Raw genomic sequence first — 14,580 nt, 5'->3', positions numbered from 1 at the left:
AAGCCTAAACCTATCTAATTTCTTTTAGTCTAGGTTTAGAATCCCCTCGCCTTTAGGCATGGGGAGTATGTCAATTTCCTCCTATTTATTGTGGCAATGGCATCTTGGCTGTCTCCAAAAGCCCAGCTTTAACCAGCTTTTCCCCCATCCGGTGAAACTTCCCGCTAAATTAAAGAAGGTAAAAATCATTCACGCCCCACCAAGGAGATCCCATGCCCCGCGTCAGAGCACCAGAATTCCCCGTAAAATACCCCTGGCTTAACACCGAGAAACCTTTATCCATTGCATCGTTAAAAGGGCGCGTCGTCCTCCTAGACTTCTGGACGTACTGCTGCATCAACTGCTTGCACGTCCTCCCAGACTTAAAATACCTCGAACAAAAATATAAAGATTCCCTGACAGTTATCGGCGTGCACTCGGCTAAGTTTGAAAACGAAAAAGAAGTAGAAAATATCCGTCAAGCTATCCTCCGCTACGATATTGAACATCCGGTAATTGTAGACAGCGGCATGAAAGTTTGGCAAAGCTACGCTGTTCGCGCTTGGCCGACTTTAATGGTGATCGATCCCGAAAGTTATGTCGTCGGCTTTGTTTCCGGCGAGGGCAATAGAGAAGCACTTGACCAGTTAGTTGGCAAGTTAATTACTGAATATAAGGATAAAAATGCGATCGCCTTTAAAGAACTTCGTTTCAGTTTAGAAAAACAGCGCAAACCTCTGTCAACTCCCTTGGCTTTTCCCGGTAAAGTGCTGGCATTTGCCATTACTTCAACGGAGGCAAAACAGCTTCACCAACATGAGGCGCTTTTGGGCGAAATGACTGAGGACAATCAATCTGTAGATGAAACTGTACTGCCGGGGCCTGCGAACTCTGTTCAACAAAGCTTGGTCGGTTCTTGCTTGTTTGTTGCAGATTCTGGACACAATCGAATTGTTGTCAGTAGTACCGAAGGTGAGGTGTTGCACGTCATTGGTACTGGGAAACCGGGTTTAACTGATGGCAACTTTGAAGAGGCTGAGTTTTTTGCTCCTCAAGGTATGGCTTTTGATGCAGAAAGTCAAATTCTCTATGTTGCTGATACGGAAAATCACGCTCTCAGAACGATCGACTTTACGACTCAACGGGTGCAAACTGTTGCTGGTACTGGCGAACAAAGTCAGGAAATTTCACCTCGTAGTGGCAAGGCTTTAGAGACGCAATTGAATTCGCCTTGGGATTTAGAAAGAGTTGGCGAGCGACTTTTTATCGCTATGGCGGGCTCGCACCAAATTTGGGAGATGCAGTTAGATACTGGTACGATCGGCACTTATGCGGGTATTGGTCGAGAATCCTGTGTTGATGGGAATCTGGCAGAATCTGCTTTTTCGCAGCCCAGCGGCCTGGCTACGGATCGATTGGAGTTGTTTGTGGCTGACAGCGAAATTAGTTCGATTCGGGCTGTTGGTATTGATGAAGATCCAAAGGTTCGTACTGTCTGCGGTAGTGGTGAATTGTTTGGTTTTGGGGATAAAGATGGCCGCGGTGATGAAGTCAGGTTGCAGCACTGTTTAGGTGTTGAATATGCTCAAAATTATCTGTGGGTTGCTGATACTTATAATCACAAAATTAAGCGGATTGACCACCGGGGGGGTACCTGTATCACGATGATTGGAGATGGTAAAGCAGGTTTGGTTGATGCTACGGGTCTCAAGGCTCGATTTTTTGAACCTTCTGGCTTAAGTGCGATCGGGTCTCATTTGTTTGTTGCTGATACGAACAATCATGCTATTCGGCGAGTTGAGTTGGATACGCTGGAGGTCACAACTTTAGATTTCGCCGATTTGTGCGCGCCGGATGTTTGTCTTCCTGGTTGAGATCGGACGTACGGTTGAAACCGCCCGATCTGAAGAAAATTAATAAGATCGGGTGATTTTAACCCTGCACTCTTCAACCCGCGCACCATCCGGGTTTTGTTTGTGTAGACGCGGTTTCAACCGCCTGGTCTTCTAATAATCGCACAAATCTAAAATTCTGAATTGCTCAGCAGCCGCACTATTTTTTCGGTATCGTTCAATTCGCCGACAATTCGCCGCACGGGTTTCGGCCAGATTTTAATCAATGTAGGTGTTGCTGAAATCTGATCTGCTTCAGCTTGTTCGGGATGTTTCAAGACATCGATTACTTTCAATGTGTAGGGGCGATCGAGACATTGCTCTAGGAATTGGTATAAAGTTTCGAGGGTACGTTCGGTGCTGGGGTTGCTCCCGGAAACAAATAGGCGTAAAACGTACCCTTGAGTTGGTGGCGGTGGGGTGAGTGCTGTTGGTTTGGTGGGCGGTAAGAGCGGAGATTGCCGGAAGCGGGAGGGAGGTATGATTGTGGAACTATGGGAGTCCGATCGACCTTGGGCGACCGGAAATTGTACAACTAAATCGTGATTTTCCCAAAGTTCGGGGAATTGTTCATGATAAGTTGCGATCGCCATTGGTTCGCAGATTTCGTCGCTGCGGGCCTCCCAAACCAAGTCCCCAGTGCCAAAAATGGCATTCAGCAGTGTTTGATGTCGCAGCACCAGGGGGTATGCCTCGGCTGCAACCCGCAACTGTAGATCGCTGCGATCGCGCCAGCAGTCAATGGTTGCCGTATAGCAAGGTATCAGAAAATGTGGCGGTTCCGACAAACCGAGTATCTCCTGTAGAGCTACGCACAACTGCAAATGCCACTGAGTTTGCTTGCGGGGATCTATGCAATAGATTAAGTCTCCCCCTGGCGTAAATAGTGCAATGCCTTTGAAAATTTTCGGCAAAATCGGGCGATCGACCTTCAATAAAGTACACCAATTAAAGTTAACAGTTAACGGTTAACAATTAAAAGTTAACTGTTAACTGTTAACTCTCGATTTTTAAACTCGATTTTTAAACTCGACCTCGGAGCATCTGAGCCATTTCGTTCGGGAACGGCGAGTTTTCTACAGCAAGTTCTTCGGTAATCCGACCTTCTTGATAAAGACCATAGAGCGACTTATTCATCGTCGTCATGCCTTCATAAGTATCTTTGATCATGATTTGATTGATTTCCTCATTCTGCCCTTTCAGAATGTATTCCTTAACCACGTCAGTATTAATCATAACGTCGTGGAAAGCAGCGCGTTTGCCATCTGTGGTTTTGCACAGCAGTTGAGCAATAATCGCCACTAGGGATTCGGAAATTGACACCCGTATGGCGTCCTGTTCTTCTGCCCCGAACATATCCAGAATCCGGTTCAGGGTTTTAACCGCACTGTTGGTGTGCAGGGTTCCTGCAACTAAGTGACCCGTCTGAGAGGCTTTGAGGGCAATTTCCACGGTCTCTCTGTCCCGAATTTCTCCTACTAGCAGCATATCCGGGTCTTGCCGCAGAGCGCCTTTGAGAGCATTAATAAACTTGAGGGTATGCCTGCCGACTTCCCGGTGCTTGATCAAGGATTTTTTGCTTTCGTGTACGAATTCTACCGGGTCTTCGATCGTAATGATGTTGTAGGCTTTATTCTTATTGATGTAATCGATCATCGCGGCCAAGGTGGTAGACTTGCCCGAACCTGTCGGGCCCGTAACCAAAATCAGCCCTTTGTGGAAGCCACATATTTTCTTAAAGACTTCGGGTAGGTTCAATTCCTCCATTGTCAATATTTTGGCAGGAATTAGCCGCAGCACCATCGCCGGGCCTGCCAAGGAGTCCATACAACTGATCCGAATGCGGACAAAGCCGAAGTCGAAAGCGCCGTCAAAGTCTAGGTTTTTTTGGAAAATTTCAATTTCTTCATCGCTCATGCACTCGCTCAGCCAGGCAAAAAATGTATCCAAATCCGTTGGTGGATAGCCAATGTCGCCAATCTCACCGCGCTTGCGGAAGCGGGGAAATTCGTTTACTCCGAGATGAAGATCCGATACTCCTTCTTCTTTGGCTCGGATGACTAGCTCTTTCAAAGTCGGATTTCCACCGCTGTTGGAGCTGGGGTTTTTAGGTGTGGCGAAGGATTGGGGCGCTGGTGCTGCGGGCGCTGGTGCTGGCGGTGGGGGGGCCGGCGGCATTCCTGCTGCTCTGGGAACGCCTGGAGCTGGAGGGCGGGGCAGCCCTGGTGGTGGGGGTGCTCCGGGTAGGGGTGGGCGAGGTGCTGGCGGATGCTGTTGTGTCATATGCGCTACCTTGATTTGCTGAGAAGGCTGACTCGAACAGAGGATTTGTGGAAGTTGCACAATGCCGATCGCCATTGTGCCTCTCTTGCACAAAAGCTTGACTCTTTCGATCAGTCTATCCCAAAAGAAGAGCACACTGCTGCACCCGTAAGGAAATATTCTGCCCCTTGCAGGATGCGAGTCAAATCGAGCTACTATCGAATATGGATTTTTGACATGGGAAATATTTTTTTTCCAGCCAATATTTTACATTCGATCTAAAAGTATAAATTGATACTCAATAAAATTGTTAAGGACTTAAACCGATGAATTCTGTCGATCGGGCTTTTACTCCAGCCCTAGAATTAGCGAAGTCGATCCGCGATCGGGAAGTGTCGCCTCTAGAAATTGTCAATCTGTACTTGGAACGGATCGATCGATTAAACCATCAGCTTGGTAGTTATTTTACAGTAACGGCCGATCGGGCGATCGAACTAGCGACAGCGCAAACCGAACACCTAGCAGGCTTAAACAAGTCAGAGGAATTGCCGCCATTTTTCGGAGTGCCGATCGCGATCAAAGACTTGACACCAGTTGCCGACATTCCCTGTACTTACGGAGTTCAGGCGTTGCACAGTAACATATCTCCCTACAACGAGTCAGTAGTCTGGCGAATCAAAGCAGCCGGATTTAACATTCTGGGCAAAACAGCAACCTCTCAAATCGGCTCATTGCCTTACACCGAGCCCCCAGGTTTCCGGCCCGCGCGCAATCCCTGGAATTTAGGCTACACGCCCGGAGGTTCCAGCGGCGGCTCAGCAGCGGCTGTAGCGGCGGGTTTATGCGCGATCGCCCAAGGTTCAGACGGCGGCGGTTCGATCCGAGGCCCAGCTTCCGCCTGCGGTTTAGTCGGCATCAAACCCTCGCGCGGGCGAGTTTCCTGGGCACCAGTCGGAGATTATCTCAGCGGCATTTCTGCCAACGGCCCTCTCGCGCGTACCGTGGCTGACGCGGCCGCACTTTTAGACGTGATGTCAGGGTACACAACCGGCGATCCGTACTGGCTACCAGACCCAAATCCCACGTTTCTAGAGGCTGCCAGTGAAAAATTGGGCAAGCTGCGAATTGCTTTTTCTACCAATATTGCTCCCGTGGGTGAGGCAGCGCCTGTGTGTCAGCAAGCGGTGCTCGATACCGTAAAATTACTGACAGATTTGGGTCACGATGTCGAACCGGGATGCCCTGATTTTACGGGTTTAATCGAACCCTTTACAGTAATTTGGCAGTCTGGGGCGGGTGCAAGCGGCATTCCCAGCAAAGTTTTGGAACCGATGAATCGCTGGTTGTTGGAAAGAACTGTTTCTGCTGGAGAATATCTGCGCGCGGTGAATCAAATGCAGGTGATTTCACGGCGGATTGTGGGATTCTTTGAAAATTTTGATGTGTTAGTTTTGCCAACTTATATGCACTCAACCATTGGCATCGGCGAGTGGGCAGATTTGAGTTGTGAGGAAACTTTGCAGCGGATTATTAATTGGGTTGCTCCTTGTCCGCCGTTTAATGCTAGCGGTTTGCCTGCGATCGCACTTCCGGCAATTTTAGATGATAATGGTTTACCCGTGGGCATTCAAATTATCGGGCGGCCGGCAGCGGAAGCAACTTTAATTGCTTTGGCGGCGCAGATGGAAGCAGCAAAACCTTTCCCGGTTTTGGATTTTCAATAGGTTTGTAGTGAGGACTTTAGTCCTCGGATTTAGATAAGGACTAAAGTCCTCACTACAAACCGATATTTTGCTAATAAGCCGAGTCAATTCCAGTCAATAATAGTTATTAGCAATAACAACTGCAATTTTCCCAAAATCCCTCTTTAGATTGATAGATATTTAGAGTTTTTAGGGAAAAATTGGTAGAATTCTGTGCGAATGAATATGTAGGATAAAAATTTATGCTAGGTTCCGGTCCAATTACCGCTCCAGTTCCCGTCTTTCTTGTTCTTTTAGCAATCATGCTAATCGCCCCTTTAGTATTTGAGCGCTTGCGACTACCGGGAATAGTCGGTTTGATTATTGCAGGCGTAATTGTCGGGCCCAACGGTATTAATTTGCTGGAACGAGACGCTACTATGGTTTTGTTAGGAACCGTAGGATTGCTATTTTTGATGTTCCTAGCGGGACTGGAAACTAGCCTCGATGACCTCAAACTAAATGCTGACAAAGCTATCATATTTGGGCTGGCTACTTTTGCCCTACCGATGATATTGGGGACTGGAGCAATGCTGCTATTGGGATATAGCTTGCTGGCTTCTATTTTAGTCGCTTCTTGTTTAGCTACCCACACACTTTTAGCCCTACCAATTCTGACAAAATTGGGATTGATGCGAACTCAGACTATTACTGCGACTTTGGGCGGGACTTTAATTACAAATGTCTTGGGACTGTTGGTGCTAGCAATTGTTGTTAAAGCTCACAAAGGAAATCTTACTCTCGATTTTTGGCTGTTTCTAATTCCATCTCTTGCTATCTACACTTTTGCTACTTTGTGGGGAGTTCCCAAAATCGGTCGCTGGTTTTTCAAGAAATTCGGTCACGACGAAAACGCCGAATTCATGTTTGTACTGGCCACGCTGTTCTTGGTTTCTTACGCAGCGGAAATGATTCAAATTGAGCCAATTATTGGTGCGTTTCTATCGGGAATTGCCATTACTCAAATTATCCCCAAAATGAGTCCGCTGATGAATCGGATTGAGTTTATTGGGAATACGCTGTTTGTGCCGTTTTTTCTGATTTCTGTGGGGATGTTGATCGATCCGCTAATTTTGGTGAAGCAGCCGCAGTCTTTGTTGGTGGCGGGGGTGATAATTGTAGCAGAATTGTTGAGCAAGTTTTTGGCAGCTTGGATACCGGGGAAAATCTTTGGTTTTAAGTTTCCGAATATTATGGTAATGTTCGGTCTTTCTGCTGCTCAAGCTGCTTCTACTTTGGCTGCAATTACGGTTGCTTTTGAGATTAAATTGGTCGATCGCGTAGTGGTGAACGGCATCATTTTCATGATTTTAGTAACTTGTGTGGCTTCTCCTTGGATTGTATCTCGGTGGGGTCAACAAATGCAGGAGCCGGAGTCTAGTTTGCCGGCTGTTGCTTCGTCCAAGCATTCATGGGGAGATCGAGTTTTAGTACCTGTTGCTAACCCGAATACCGAAGATAATTTGCTACGTTTGGCTTTGATTTTAGCTAAAACAGCTCAGGGAACTTTGCTACCTCTGCATATTTTGTCCGATCGCGGGGAACCAATTTCGCCGGCACAAAAAATGCAGCAAACTCAACTTTTGAGGGCGGCGGAAACTGTGGCTAACGCGGCTGATTGTGCGGTGGAACCCATCGCGAGGATAGATGATGCGATCGATCGCGGAATTCTGCGGAGCGCAACCGAACGCGAGGCTAGTTTAATTGTTTGCGGTTGGAAGGGATTTTCCACGACTCGCGACAATTTTTTTGGCAACATCATTGACAATATAGTGAAGCGATCGCCCGTACCGGTAATGATTGCTCGATTTCCCCATCCTATCCAGAATACAGCCAGAGTTGTTTTGGCGATAACTGACAGCGATTTGACTCGGTTTGGATTTGCGGAAACCGTGGATATTGCTAAGAGTTTAGCAGACGAACTTAAGGCGACTTTGCAAGTGCTGTTAGTGGCGACAAAACGGGAACAAGCTAACAAAAGTGCCACTGAGATAGAAATTCTTTCTGAGATACCGATAAATCGGGTGCGGGGAAATTTTGTCAAGCAGGTTTCGCAGCAGTTGTTAGAACACGATTTGCTGATTTTAAGAACAATTTATCAGCCGCAGAATTTGTGGGAACAACCGGGAACTCTTAAAGAACCGGAATCGATCGCCCGCGCTCATCAAGAGCTTTCGATGCTTGTTGTTTATTTTCCCAAATCTTAAGTAATCTTTTAACCGCAGATCGTCTGATCGACCTGCATTCATCTGCGGTTAAAATGCAGGAGAGAGAGTCTATTTTTACAGCGGTTTTACTCTCGCTTGCTGCCTTATCTGAACTGTATTGGATTAGCAGCGACAAGCAAAGTATACTTGAGTTGCATAAATATTTTATAGAGCCGGTTAACCGCAGATTTTAAGCTGATAAACACTGATGGACGCAGATGCTTTCGATCTTGTGTGCGATTGAGTACAAGAGGTATAGTGCAATGGGATCATCTGTGTTTTGCTTTAACGTTGTGCGATCGTCCTCGCTTGCTTTCGGTTATGGAAGCCCTTCGAGCAAAGCCGATCGCACTAATACAAAAAATTCTACAAAAATCAGATCGCGCTTAAACACAATTTCTCGACATCTGAGGCAATTTTTCGGTATCTGAGAGACTTCTGAGAATATAGTGAGATAGTTTCTAGTTGAATCCGGCAAAAATGAGCATTAGACCCCATTTCAGATGGTTTTCGTCAATGGTGAGCGTTTGTAGCGCGATCGCGATCGGCACTTTCAGCAGCGTCACATCCCCTGCAAAAGCTGCGGAAACCGTTGTTATCCGCAAAGGTTTTTTAGAATCGTCAATATCGGTTGCGGATTTGCGCGAGCTCGCAAAAACCGGAAAAGTACCCGCAAGACTGCAAACATACGCCGATTTGCTGTCTGACGCACAGCGGAGTCAAATTTTGGGCGCGCTAAAAGCGAAAATCCCCCTCAATGTAGTCGGTTTGAGCAACTTGCTAAATACGCGCATCGGGAGTGCGATCCTGACTGATTTGACTACTGTTATACCGAGGCGCGACGGTGCGGGTGTCCAAGCGCTGCGAGCGGCTTTGGTGTTGGGTGCGAACGCGCCGGAAGGCTTATCGGTACTGAGTTTTATAGAATCTTATCCGAGTTCGCGGGTAGTCGTGGATCTCGATCGAGCTTTCGCAGTTTTGGGAAATTTGAACGCGGGTTTTTGGCAAACTCAGCGGTTTATGGCCGCGATCGCACCTCAGTTAGCAGCCACTAAATCCACGTTTAACCCGCCTTTCGACCCTAGCCTACCGGGCCCGAATTCGGTGCAGGTATTGCAGCTAGATTTGAACGATAGCGCCCGCAATCGGCGCATTCCGGTTGATGTCTACTGGTCGAAAGCTGCGACGGCCGACAAACCAACGATCGTCTTTTCTCACGGTTTGGGTTCAGTCCGCACGGATTTGCGTTATTTGGCGGAGCATTTAGCATCTTACGGCTATGTGGTGGCTGCGTTGGAACATCCGGGAAGCAACGAAACGAACACCAATGCTGCGATCGCGGGTAAGTCTCGGTTATTAGCTCCTCAAGAGTTTTTAGAGCGTCCCAAAGACATCAGTTTTGTGCTTGACGAACTAGCAAAATTGAACCAAACGGATGATAACTTACGGGGGAAAATCGCGATCGAGCGATCGATGATCATTGGCTATTCCTTCGGCGGCGCAACAGCCTTGTCCGTAGCCGGTGCCGAACTGCAATTGAGCGGGCTCAAACAGCGCTGTCAGGGCGATTTGATTGGGTTTAGCTTGGGCGAAGGCATTCAGTGCGCGGCTGCTGGATTGCCCGAAGAACGGTATCAATTGCGGGATGCGAGGATTAAAAGGGCGATCGTCATGAATCCCACAACATCATTACTATTTGGAGAAACAGGTTTAAGTGCAATTCAAATCCCCACATTAATAGTAGCAGGTTCTGCCGACAAAACAACACCAGCCTTAGTCGAACAAATTGCCGGATTCCCCAAAATTCCATCACCCAAATGGCTAGTCGGATTTGTAGGAGGAACCCACTTAAGCGTCAAAGATCCGAGTAAAACCTTAGACCAAGTTGGTAGGCCGAGCACAGTAATTACTGGCGATGAAGTTGTCGGCGACCAAGCCGCGAGCATACGCAATTATATTAAAGTTATCAGTCTGGCAATGGCTGCTCAACTAACAGATGAATCTGACAAATATGCTATTTTTCTAACGCCAGAATACGCACAATTTGCTTCAACAAATGCAATTCCGGTGCGCCTGGTAACAGAAATTTCCCCTGAAACTAATGCAGTCGTGCAAACTTTCATCCAGCAGAGTCATTAGTCATTAGTCAATTGACAGTTGACAGTTGACAGTGGGCAGTGGGCAGTTGGCAGTTGGCAGTTGACAGTTGGCAGTTGGCAGTTGACAGTAGTCATTAGTTTGTAGGGTACGAAATTCGCACCAGTTGAGTTTGTAGGGTGCGCATTGTCGGCTAAATGTGGCGAGTACCAACTCAAGAACTGCACCCTATGGTTAGTGAGATTTTTGAGCCGTTGCTGATATTTTTTGTCCGTGCAAGGGCAAAATATAGAAAAGCACTTTTACAAACTCAACTCCCAAACTGCCATGCCTAAAAAAAATGTTATCCCGCTGTTGATTCTGTTTATAGCCCTGTTTACCCTTTACGGTGACAGTTTAACTTTTCTCCCCAAACCAATAAGAGATACCAGCGTAGCAAGTAAAAAGTTCTTCGTCGGGTTGTGGCCAAGTTGGTTGAGACCGAGAGATTTCAACGAACAAAGGGAACGGGATATTGAGAAATTACAAAAAAGTCCTACTCCCAGTCGATAGTTTTGCAAGAAGGAAGAAGGAAGAAGGAAGAAGGAAGAAGGAAGAAGGAAGAAGGGAGCATCTCAGTTATTGTAGGGTGCGTCAGGTCTGAATGTGGCGACCACCTACTCAAGAATTTTCTTCCTGACGCACCCTACGGTTAGTTAGCACTTGAGATTTTGGATTGGACTAAAAATCTCAAATCTCAAATTGATTAACCGTGCTTTTTCAACCAGCTAAACATGGCGCGCAATTCTTTACCAACTTCTTCAATCGGATGCTCTGCTTCCTGACGGCGCATGGAGGTAAAACCAGGTTTCCCGGCTTGGTTTTCGAGAACGAATTCGCGGGCAAATTGGCCGGATTGAATTTCGCTGAGAATTTTCCGCATTTCGGCGCGGGTGTCATCGGTGACGATGCGGGGGCCGCGAGTTAAGTCGCCGTATTCTGCGGTATTGGAGATGCTATCGCGCATTTTGGCGAGGCCTCCTTCTACTACTAAGTCAACGATAAGTTTAACTTCGTGCAAACATTCAAAATAAGCTAATTCTGGTTGATATCCAGCGTCAACTAAGGTTTCAAATCCAGCTTTAATTAAGGCGCTCAAACCGCCGCACAAAACTACTTGTTCGCCAAAAAGATCGGTTTCTGTTTCTTCGCGGAAAGTGGTTTCTAGGATGCCGGCTCTGGTGCCGCCAATACCTTTAGCATAGGCCATTGCCCGATCGCGCGCTTGACCGGAAGCATCTTGATATACTGCAAACAAACTCGGAACACCTTCCCCTTGTTCGTAAGTCCGGCGCACCAAATGTCCGGGGCCTTTGGGCGCTACCATTACTACGTCTACGTCGGCTGGGGGGACAACTTGGCCGAAGTGAATGTTAAAACCGTGAGCAAATGCTAAAACATTTCCTGCTGAAAGGTTCGGTTCGATTTGTTCTTTGTAAATAGTTTTTTGAACTTCATCGGGCAATAAAATCATGATGAAGTCAGCGGCGGCTGCTGCTTTGTCTACCGGGTGAACGGTTAAACCCGCCTCGGTTGCTTTGGCGGCAGACTTGCTACCGGGATACAAACCGACAATGACTTTCATGCCGCTGTCTTTGAGGTTGAGGGCGTGGGCGTGTCCTTGGGAACCGTAGCCGATGATAGCAATCGTTTTGTTGGCTAAGAGGTCTAGGTTAGCGTCGGTGTCGTAATACATACGGGCCATAGTGCTTGTCTCCTGAGATGCAAATTTGGTGATTGACTGCAAAACTCTCATTTTATCAAAGTAGGGTGCTTTTTTTTGGAGAATTTTACAGATTAAAATTTGGATGGGGGAAAATCAAGGGCGATCGCGCTGAATTTAGCAGGTTTTGTTGCGGAGTCCAATATAATTGTCAATAACCTGCTGTGCTGTTGAAAAAAAATAACTAACTTTTTTCAAATGAAAATAAAAGCAATACATCATGTAGCGATTATTTGCTCAGATTACGAAGCATCAAAAAAGTTTTATGTAGAAGTATTGGGATGTTCGATTATCACAGAAACTTTCCGCAGCGAAAGGAATTCTTACAAACTAGATTTGCAAGTCGGAAACAGCAGCGCGATGATTGAGCTGTTCTCATTTCCCCATCCTCCCGCAAGAGTGAACAATCCTGAAGCTTGCGGTTTAAGACATTTAGCTTTTGCAGTTGAGGACATAGAAGCATCAGTTGCTTACTTAAAATCCCAACAAGTAGAAGTAGAAGAAATTCGCCTTGACGAAATTACAGAAAAACGCTTTACATTTTTCAGAGATCCCGACAACTTACCGTTAGAAATCTATGAAATTTAAAGAGTATCCGATTTTATAAAACAGCTATTAAGTCAACCTGTGTGCAGTGTACACTACAAGCTAAAATCTAAAATTGTATAATGGACTATCTCGCTAGAAACATAATCACGATCGCATTACCTGCTTTAATGTTATTGATCGCCATAGTAGCTACAGGTAAAACAGGTGATGCAGCCGTCTGGTCTGGTTTGAGGAAAGTAGGCGCTTCCTTTGGTGTGCTCAGCGGTTTAAGTGTGTTGGTAATTGCAGGATTTGTTGCCAATTATTTTAGTTATTTTGTGGTAGATAGCTTGCTGGTGAGGTCTTATCTAAAGCGGCGAGATTTGGAACAGCCAGAAGAATTGGTAATAGAAATTGACAAATTGCTGATTACCAATGACCTCAAGATTAAGCTTAAATGGGCAGTGCTGCACAGCAATAGCAAAATCATTGGCTTGAAGTACATATTTTTGAAATGGTTTATTCTGGCAGCAATTGTAGATGCAGTATTGTCAATCGCAGGTTACTTAGGAGAATTTAACCTACTTTTTGAATTAAATTCTCATTTTAAACTACAATATATGTTAATCGGTATATCTATTTTTATATTCTTCGCTCTGGTGCGCTCAAAAAAGATCTGGTTGCTGGTGAGCGCATTTTGTATAATCATTAATTTGGCAGAAATTGTTCCTTGGTATTTTCCAGCGCCAGCATTAGCAGGAGCGGCTCCCGGACAAAACTTGCGGATTTTACATTCAAATGTTTTAACGAGTAATCAGCGATATGCTGATGTGATCTCACTGGTCAAAAGAGAACAGCCTGATATCGCGGTTTTTGTGGAAGTTAGCACAGTTTGGGCGAAGAAGTTAGCCGTTTTAAGCGAGATGTTCCCTTACTCTTCCAACCTGCAAGAATCGGAGAGATTTGGCAGTGCAATCTACAGCAAGCTGCCTTTAGAAAATGCCTCTGTTAAAGCTTTTTCACAGCAAAGAAAGAGCTTATCTGCGGATGTTAAATTTCAAGGTAAAACTATTTCTTTGATTCTTGTTCATCCGACTGTGCCGATCAAACAGCAGAGTTTTATCGATCGCAATCAACAGCTAGCAGCCATCGGCGAGTATGCAGCCCAAGTCAAAAATCCGCTGATTGTGGTTGGGGATTTCAATACCACAATGTGGTCGCCGTTCTACAAAAATATGGTAAAAACTGGAAAACTGCACAATGCGCGATCGGGCTTTGGCATTTTACCGACTTGGCCGACTTTTATGCCGCTGGTTTATATTCCGATCGATCATTTCTTAGTCAGCAAAGAAATTGGTGTTTTGAATATTCATACAGGCCCAAAAGTCGGTTCTGATCATTTGCCGTTAATTACAGATTTGGTGATTTAAAGGCAGGATGCGATCGGCCATAACCTATGCTAATAGTCGAAGCTGGCCGCCTGCTAATAATTCACCCTCGAAAAATTAAAGCATCCAGCGAATAGGCACCAGGCCCTAAAACTGCGATCGCCATCAGCATCAAACAGTACATAAAGGCTTTCTCCCAGCTTGGCGGTTCGCCCTTGCCATTTGGCCCTTCATACTGCCCTTGGGGAATTAAATAGGGATCGCTAGCAACAAAAGGCAACCCTTTGGATAAATCTAAATAAATCGCGAATAGCATAGAACCGAGAATCGGCAAACTTGCTAATAGTGTGAGAAATCCCAGAATCAGACAAACTCCGCCAGCCAACATGGAAGCTGCTGAGAGAAAGCACAGAAACAGCGGCATTTTCATAGCATCAGACCACACTCGAAGATGTGTTATTTTTGGGTAGCCGTGCAGCATAAATAGCCCGCCGACACCAACTCTCAGCAATAAAAGCGCCCAGCCGAGAATGCCGATCGGATAGACGGGATTGAGTGAACTGAGCAGTTTTAAACTTAGTTCTGGTAGAGGAGATGAAACTTGAGCTAACAGCAGCGCGATTGTCACACCAAGAGCAAATTTGTAAATCATTTTGTCGTTTCCAATCGATTGAGATATTCTAAATTGGACATCATTAAACATCTATTAGACTTCTGATCCAA

General features: G+C 46.1%; 11 protein-coding genes. 7 read left to right on the top strand and 4 right to left on the bottom strand.

The window, feature by feature from the left end:
* Positions 1-212: 212 nt before the first annotated feature.
* A complete protein-coding gene (locus tag QUB52_RS18010; protein WP_265239517.1) occupies positions 213-1,853 on the top strand; it encodes a thioredoxin-like domain-containing protein in 1,641 nt (546 codons plus the stop codon).
* Positions 1,854-2,002: 149 nt separating this feature from the next.
* On the opposite strand, the gene QUB52_RS18005 is transcribed toward QUB52_RS18010, so the two are convergent.
* Together QUB52_RS18005 and QUB52_RS18000 are read right to left on the bottom strand one after the other, a co-directional pair.
* A complete protein-coding gene (locus QUB52_RS18005) occupies positions 2,003-2,806 on the bottom strand; it encodes a circadian clock KaiB family protein (protein ID WP_265239518.1) in 804 nt (267 codons plus the stop codon).
* 88 nt (positions 2,807-2,894) lie between these two features.
* Positions 2,895-4,154: a type IV pilus twitching motility protein PilT gene (locus QUB52_RS18000; protein WP_265239568.1), complete on the bottom strand. Its 1,260-nt coding sequence runs from the start codon at positions 4,152-4,154 to the stop codon at positions 2,895-2,897.
* Between the two features lie 305 nt (positions 4,155-4,459).
* Between QUB52_RS18000 and QUB52_RS17995 the strand changes: the two genes are divergently transcribed.
* The 4 genes from QUB52_RS17995 to QUB52_RS17980 all read left to right on the top strand — a co-directional run bounded on the left by QUB52_RS17995 (position 4,460) and on the right by QUB52_RS17980 (position 10,822).
* The gene (locus QUB52_RS17995) at positions 4,460-5,857 is read left to right on the top strand and encodes an amidase (protein WP_332974210.1); all 1,398 of its coding nucleotides are present in this window, start codon (positions 4,460-4,462) and stop codon (positions 5,855-5,857) included.
* Between the two features lie 281 nt (positions 5,858-6,138).
* The gene (locus QUB52_RS17990; protein WP_442923203.1) at positions 6,139-8,082 is read left to right on the top strand and encodes a cation:proton antiporter domain-containing protein; all 1,944 of its coding nucleotides are present in this window, start codon (positions 6,139-6,141) and stop codon (positions 8,080-8,082) included.
* 480 nt (positions 8,083-8,562) lie between these two features.
* Entirely contained in the window at positions 8,563-10,221 is a 1,659-nt protein-coding gene (locus tag QUB52_RS17985; RefSeq protein WP_332974207.1) for an alpha/beta hydrolase, read from the top strand.
* A gap of 472 nt (positions 10,222-10,693) precedes the next feature.
* Positions 10,694-10,822 (top strand): hypothetical protein, encoded by a 129-nt coding sequence (locus QUB52_RS17980; RefSeq protein WP_332970366.1) that lies wholly within the window; start codon positions 10,694-10,696, stop codon positions 10,820-10,822.
* 102 nt (positions 10,823-10,924) lie between these two features.
* Here the strand turns inward: QUB52_RS17980 and ilvC are convergent, their stop codons facing one another.
* Positions 10,925-11,974: a ketol-acid reductoisomerase gene (ilvC, locus tag QUB52_RS17975; protein ID WP_265239522.1), complete on the bottom strand. Its 1,050-nt coding sequence runs from the start codon at positions 11,972-11,974 to the stop codon at positions 10,925-10,927.
* 165 nt (positions 11,975-12,139) lie between these two features.
* Here ilvC and gloA2 point away from each other — a divergent pair, with 165 nt between their 5' ends.
* Both gloA2 and QUB52_RS17965 read left to right on the top strand, forming a co-directional pair.
* The gene (gloA2, locus tag QUB52_RS17970) at positions 12,140-12,529 is read left to right on the top strand and encodes an SMU1112c/YaeR family gloxylase I-like metalloprotein (RefSeq protein ID WP_265239523.1); all 390 of its coding nucleotides are present in this window, start codon (positions 12,140-12,142) and stop codon (positions 12,527-12,529) included.
* 80 nt (positions 12,530-12,609) lie between these two features.
* Positions 12,610-13,899, top strand: a complete 1,290-nt coding sequence (locus QUB52_RS17965; protein WP_332974206.1) for an endonuclease/exonuclease/phosphatase family protein — start codon at positions 12,610-12,612, stop codon at positions 13,897-13,899.
* A 61-nt stretch (positions 13,900-13,960) separates the two neighbouring features.
* Here QUB52_RS17965 and QUB52_RS17960 read toward each other — a convergent pair whose 3' ends face one another.
* On the bottom strand, positions 13,961-14,509 hold the full coding sequence (locus QUB52_RS17960; protein WP_332974205.1) for a DoxX family protein: 549 nt from the start codon (positions 14,507-14,509) through the stop codon (positions 13,961-13,963).
* Positions 14,510-14,580: the final 71 nt, after the last annotated feature.

It is taken from the genome of Microcoleus sp. A6-C6, from assembly GCF_036705955.1.
In the GTDB taxonomy this organism is placed as follows: Bacteria; Cyanobacteriota; Cyanobacteriia; order Cyanobacteriales; family Microcoleaceae; genus Microcoleus.
Note: the sequence above shows the minus strand (reverse complement) of the source record. Positions and strands in the feature narration are given on the sequence as shown.

Bases quoted from the DNA above. Each gene is read 5' to 3' on its own strand.
- QUB52_RS18010 (WP_265239517.1), top strand. From the start codon at position 213: ATGCCCCGCGTCAGAGCACCAGAATTCCCCGTAAAATACCCCTGGCTT.
- QUB52_RS18000 (WP_265239568.1), bottom strand. From the start codon at position 4,154: ATGACACAACAGCATCCGCCAGCACCTCGCCCACCCCTACCCGGAGCA.
- QUB52_RS17995 (WP_332974210.1), top strand. From the start codon at position 4,460: ATGAATTCTGTCGATCGGGCTTTTACTCCAGCCCTAGAATTAGCGAAG.
- QUB52_RS17990 (WP_442923203.1), top strand. From the start codon at position 6,139: ATGCTAATCGCCCCTTTAGTATTTGAGCGCTTGCGACTACCGGGAATA.
- QUB52_RS17985 (WP_332974207.1), top strand. From the start codon at position 8,563: ATGAGCATTAGACCCCATTTCAGATGGTTTTCGTCAATGGTGAGCGTT.
- ilvC (WP_265239522.1), bottom strand. From the start codon at position 11,974: ATGAGAGTTTTGCAGTCAATCACCAAATTTGCATCTCAGGAGACAAGC.
- gloA2 (WP_265239523.1), top strand. From the start codon at position 12,140: ATGAAAATAAAAGCAATACATCATGTAGCGATTATTTGCTCAGATTAC.
- QUB52_RS17965 (WP_332974206.1), top strand. From the start codon at position 12,610: ATGGACTATCTCGCTAGAAACATAATCACGATCGCATTACCTGCTTTA.
- QUB52_RS17960 (WP_332974205.1), bottom strand. From the start codon at position 14,509: ATGATTTACAAATTTGCTCTTGGTGTGACAATCGCGCTGCTGTTAGCT.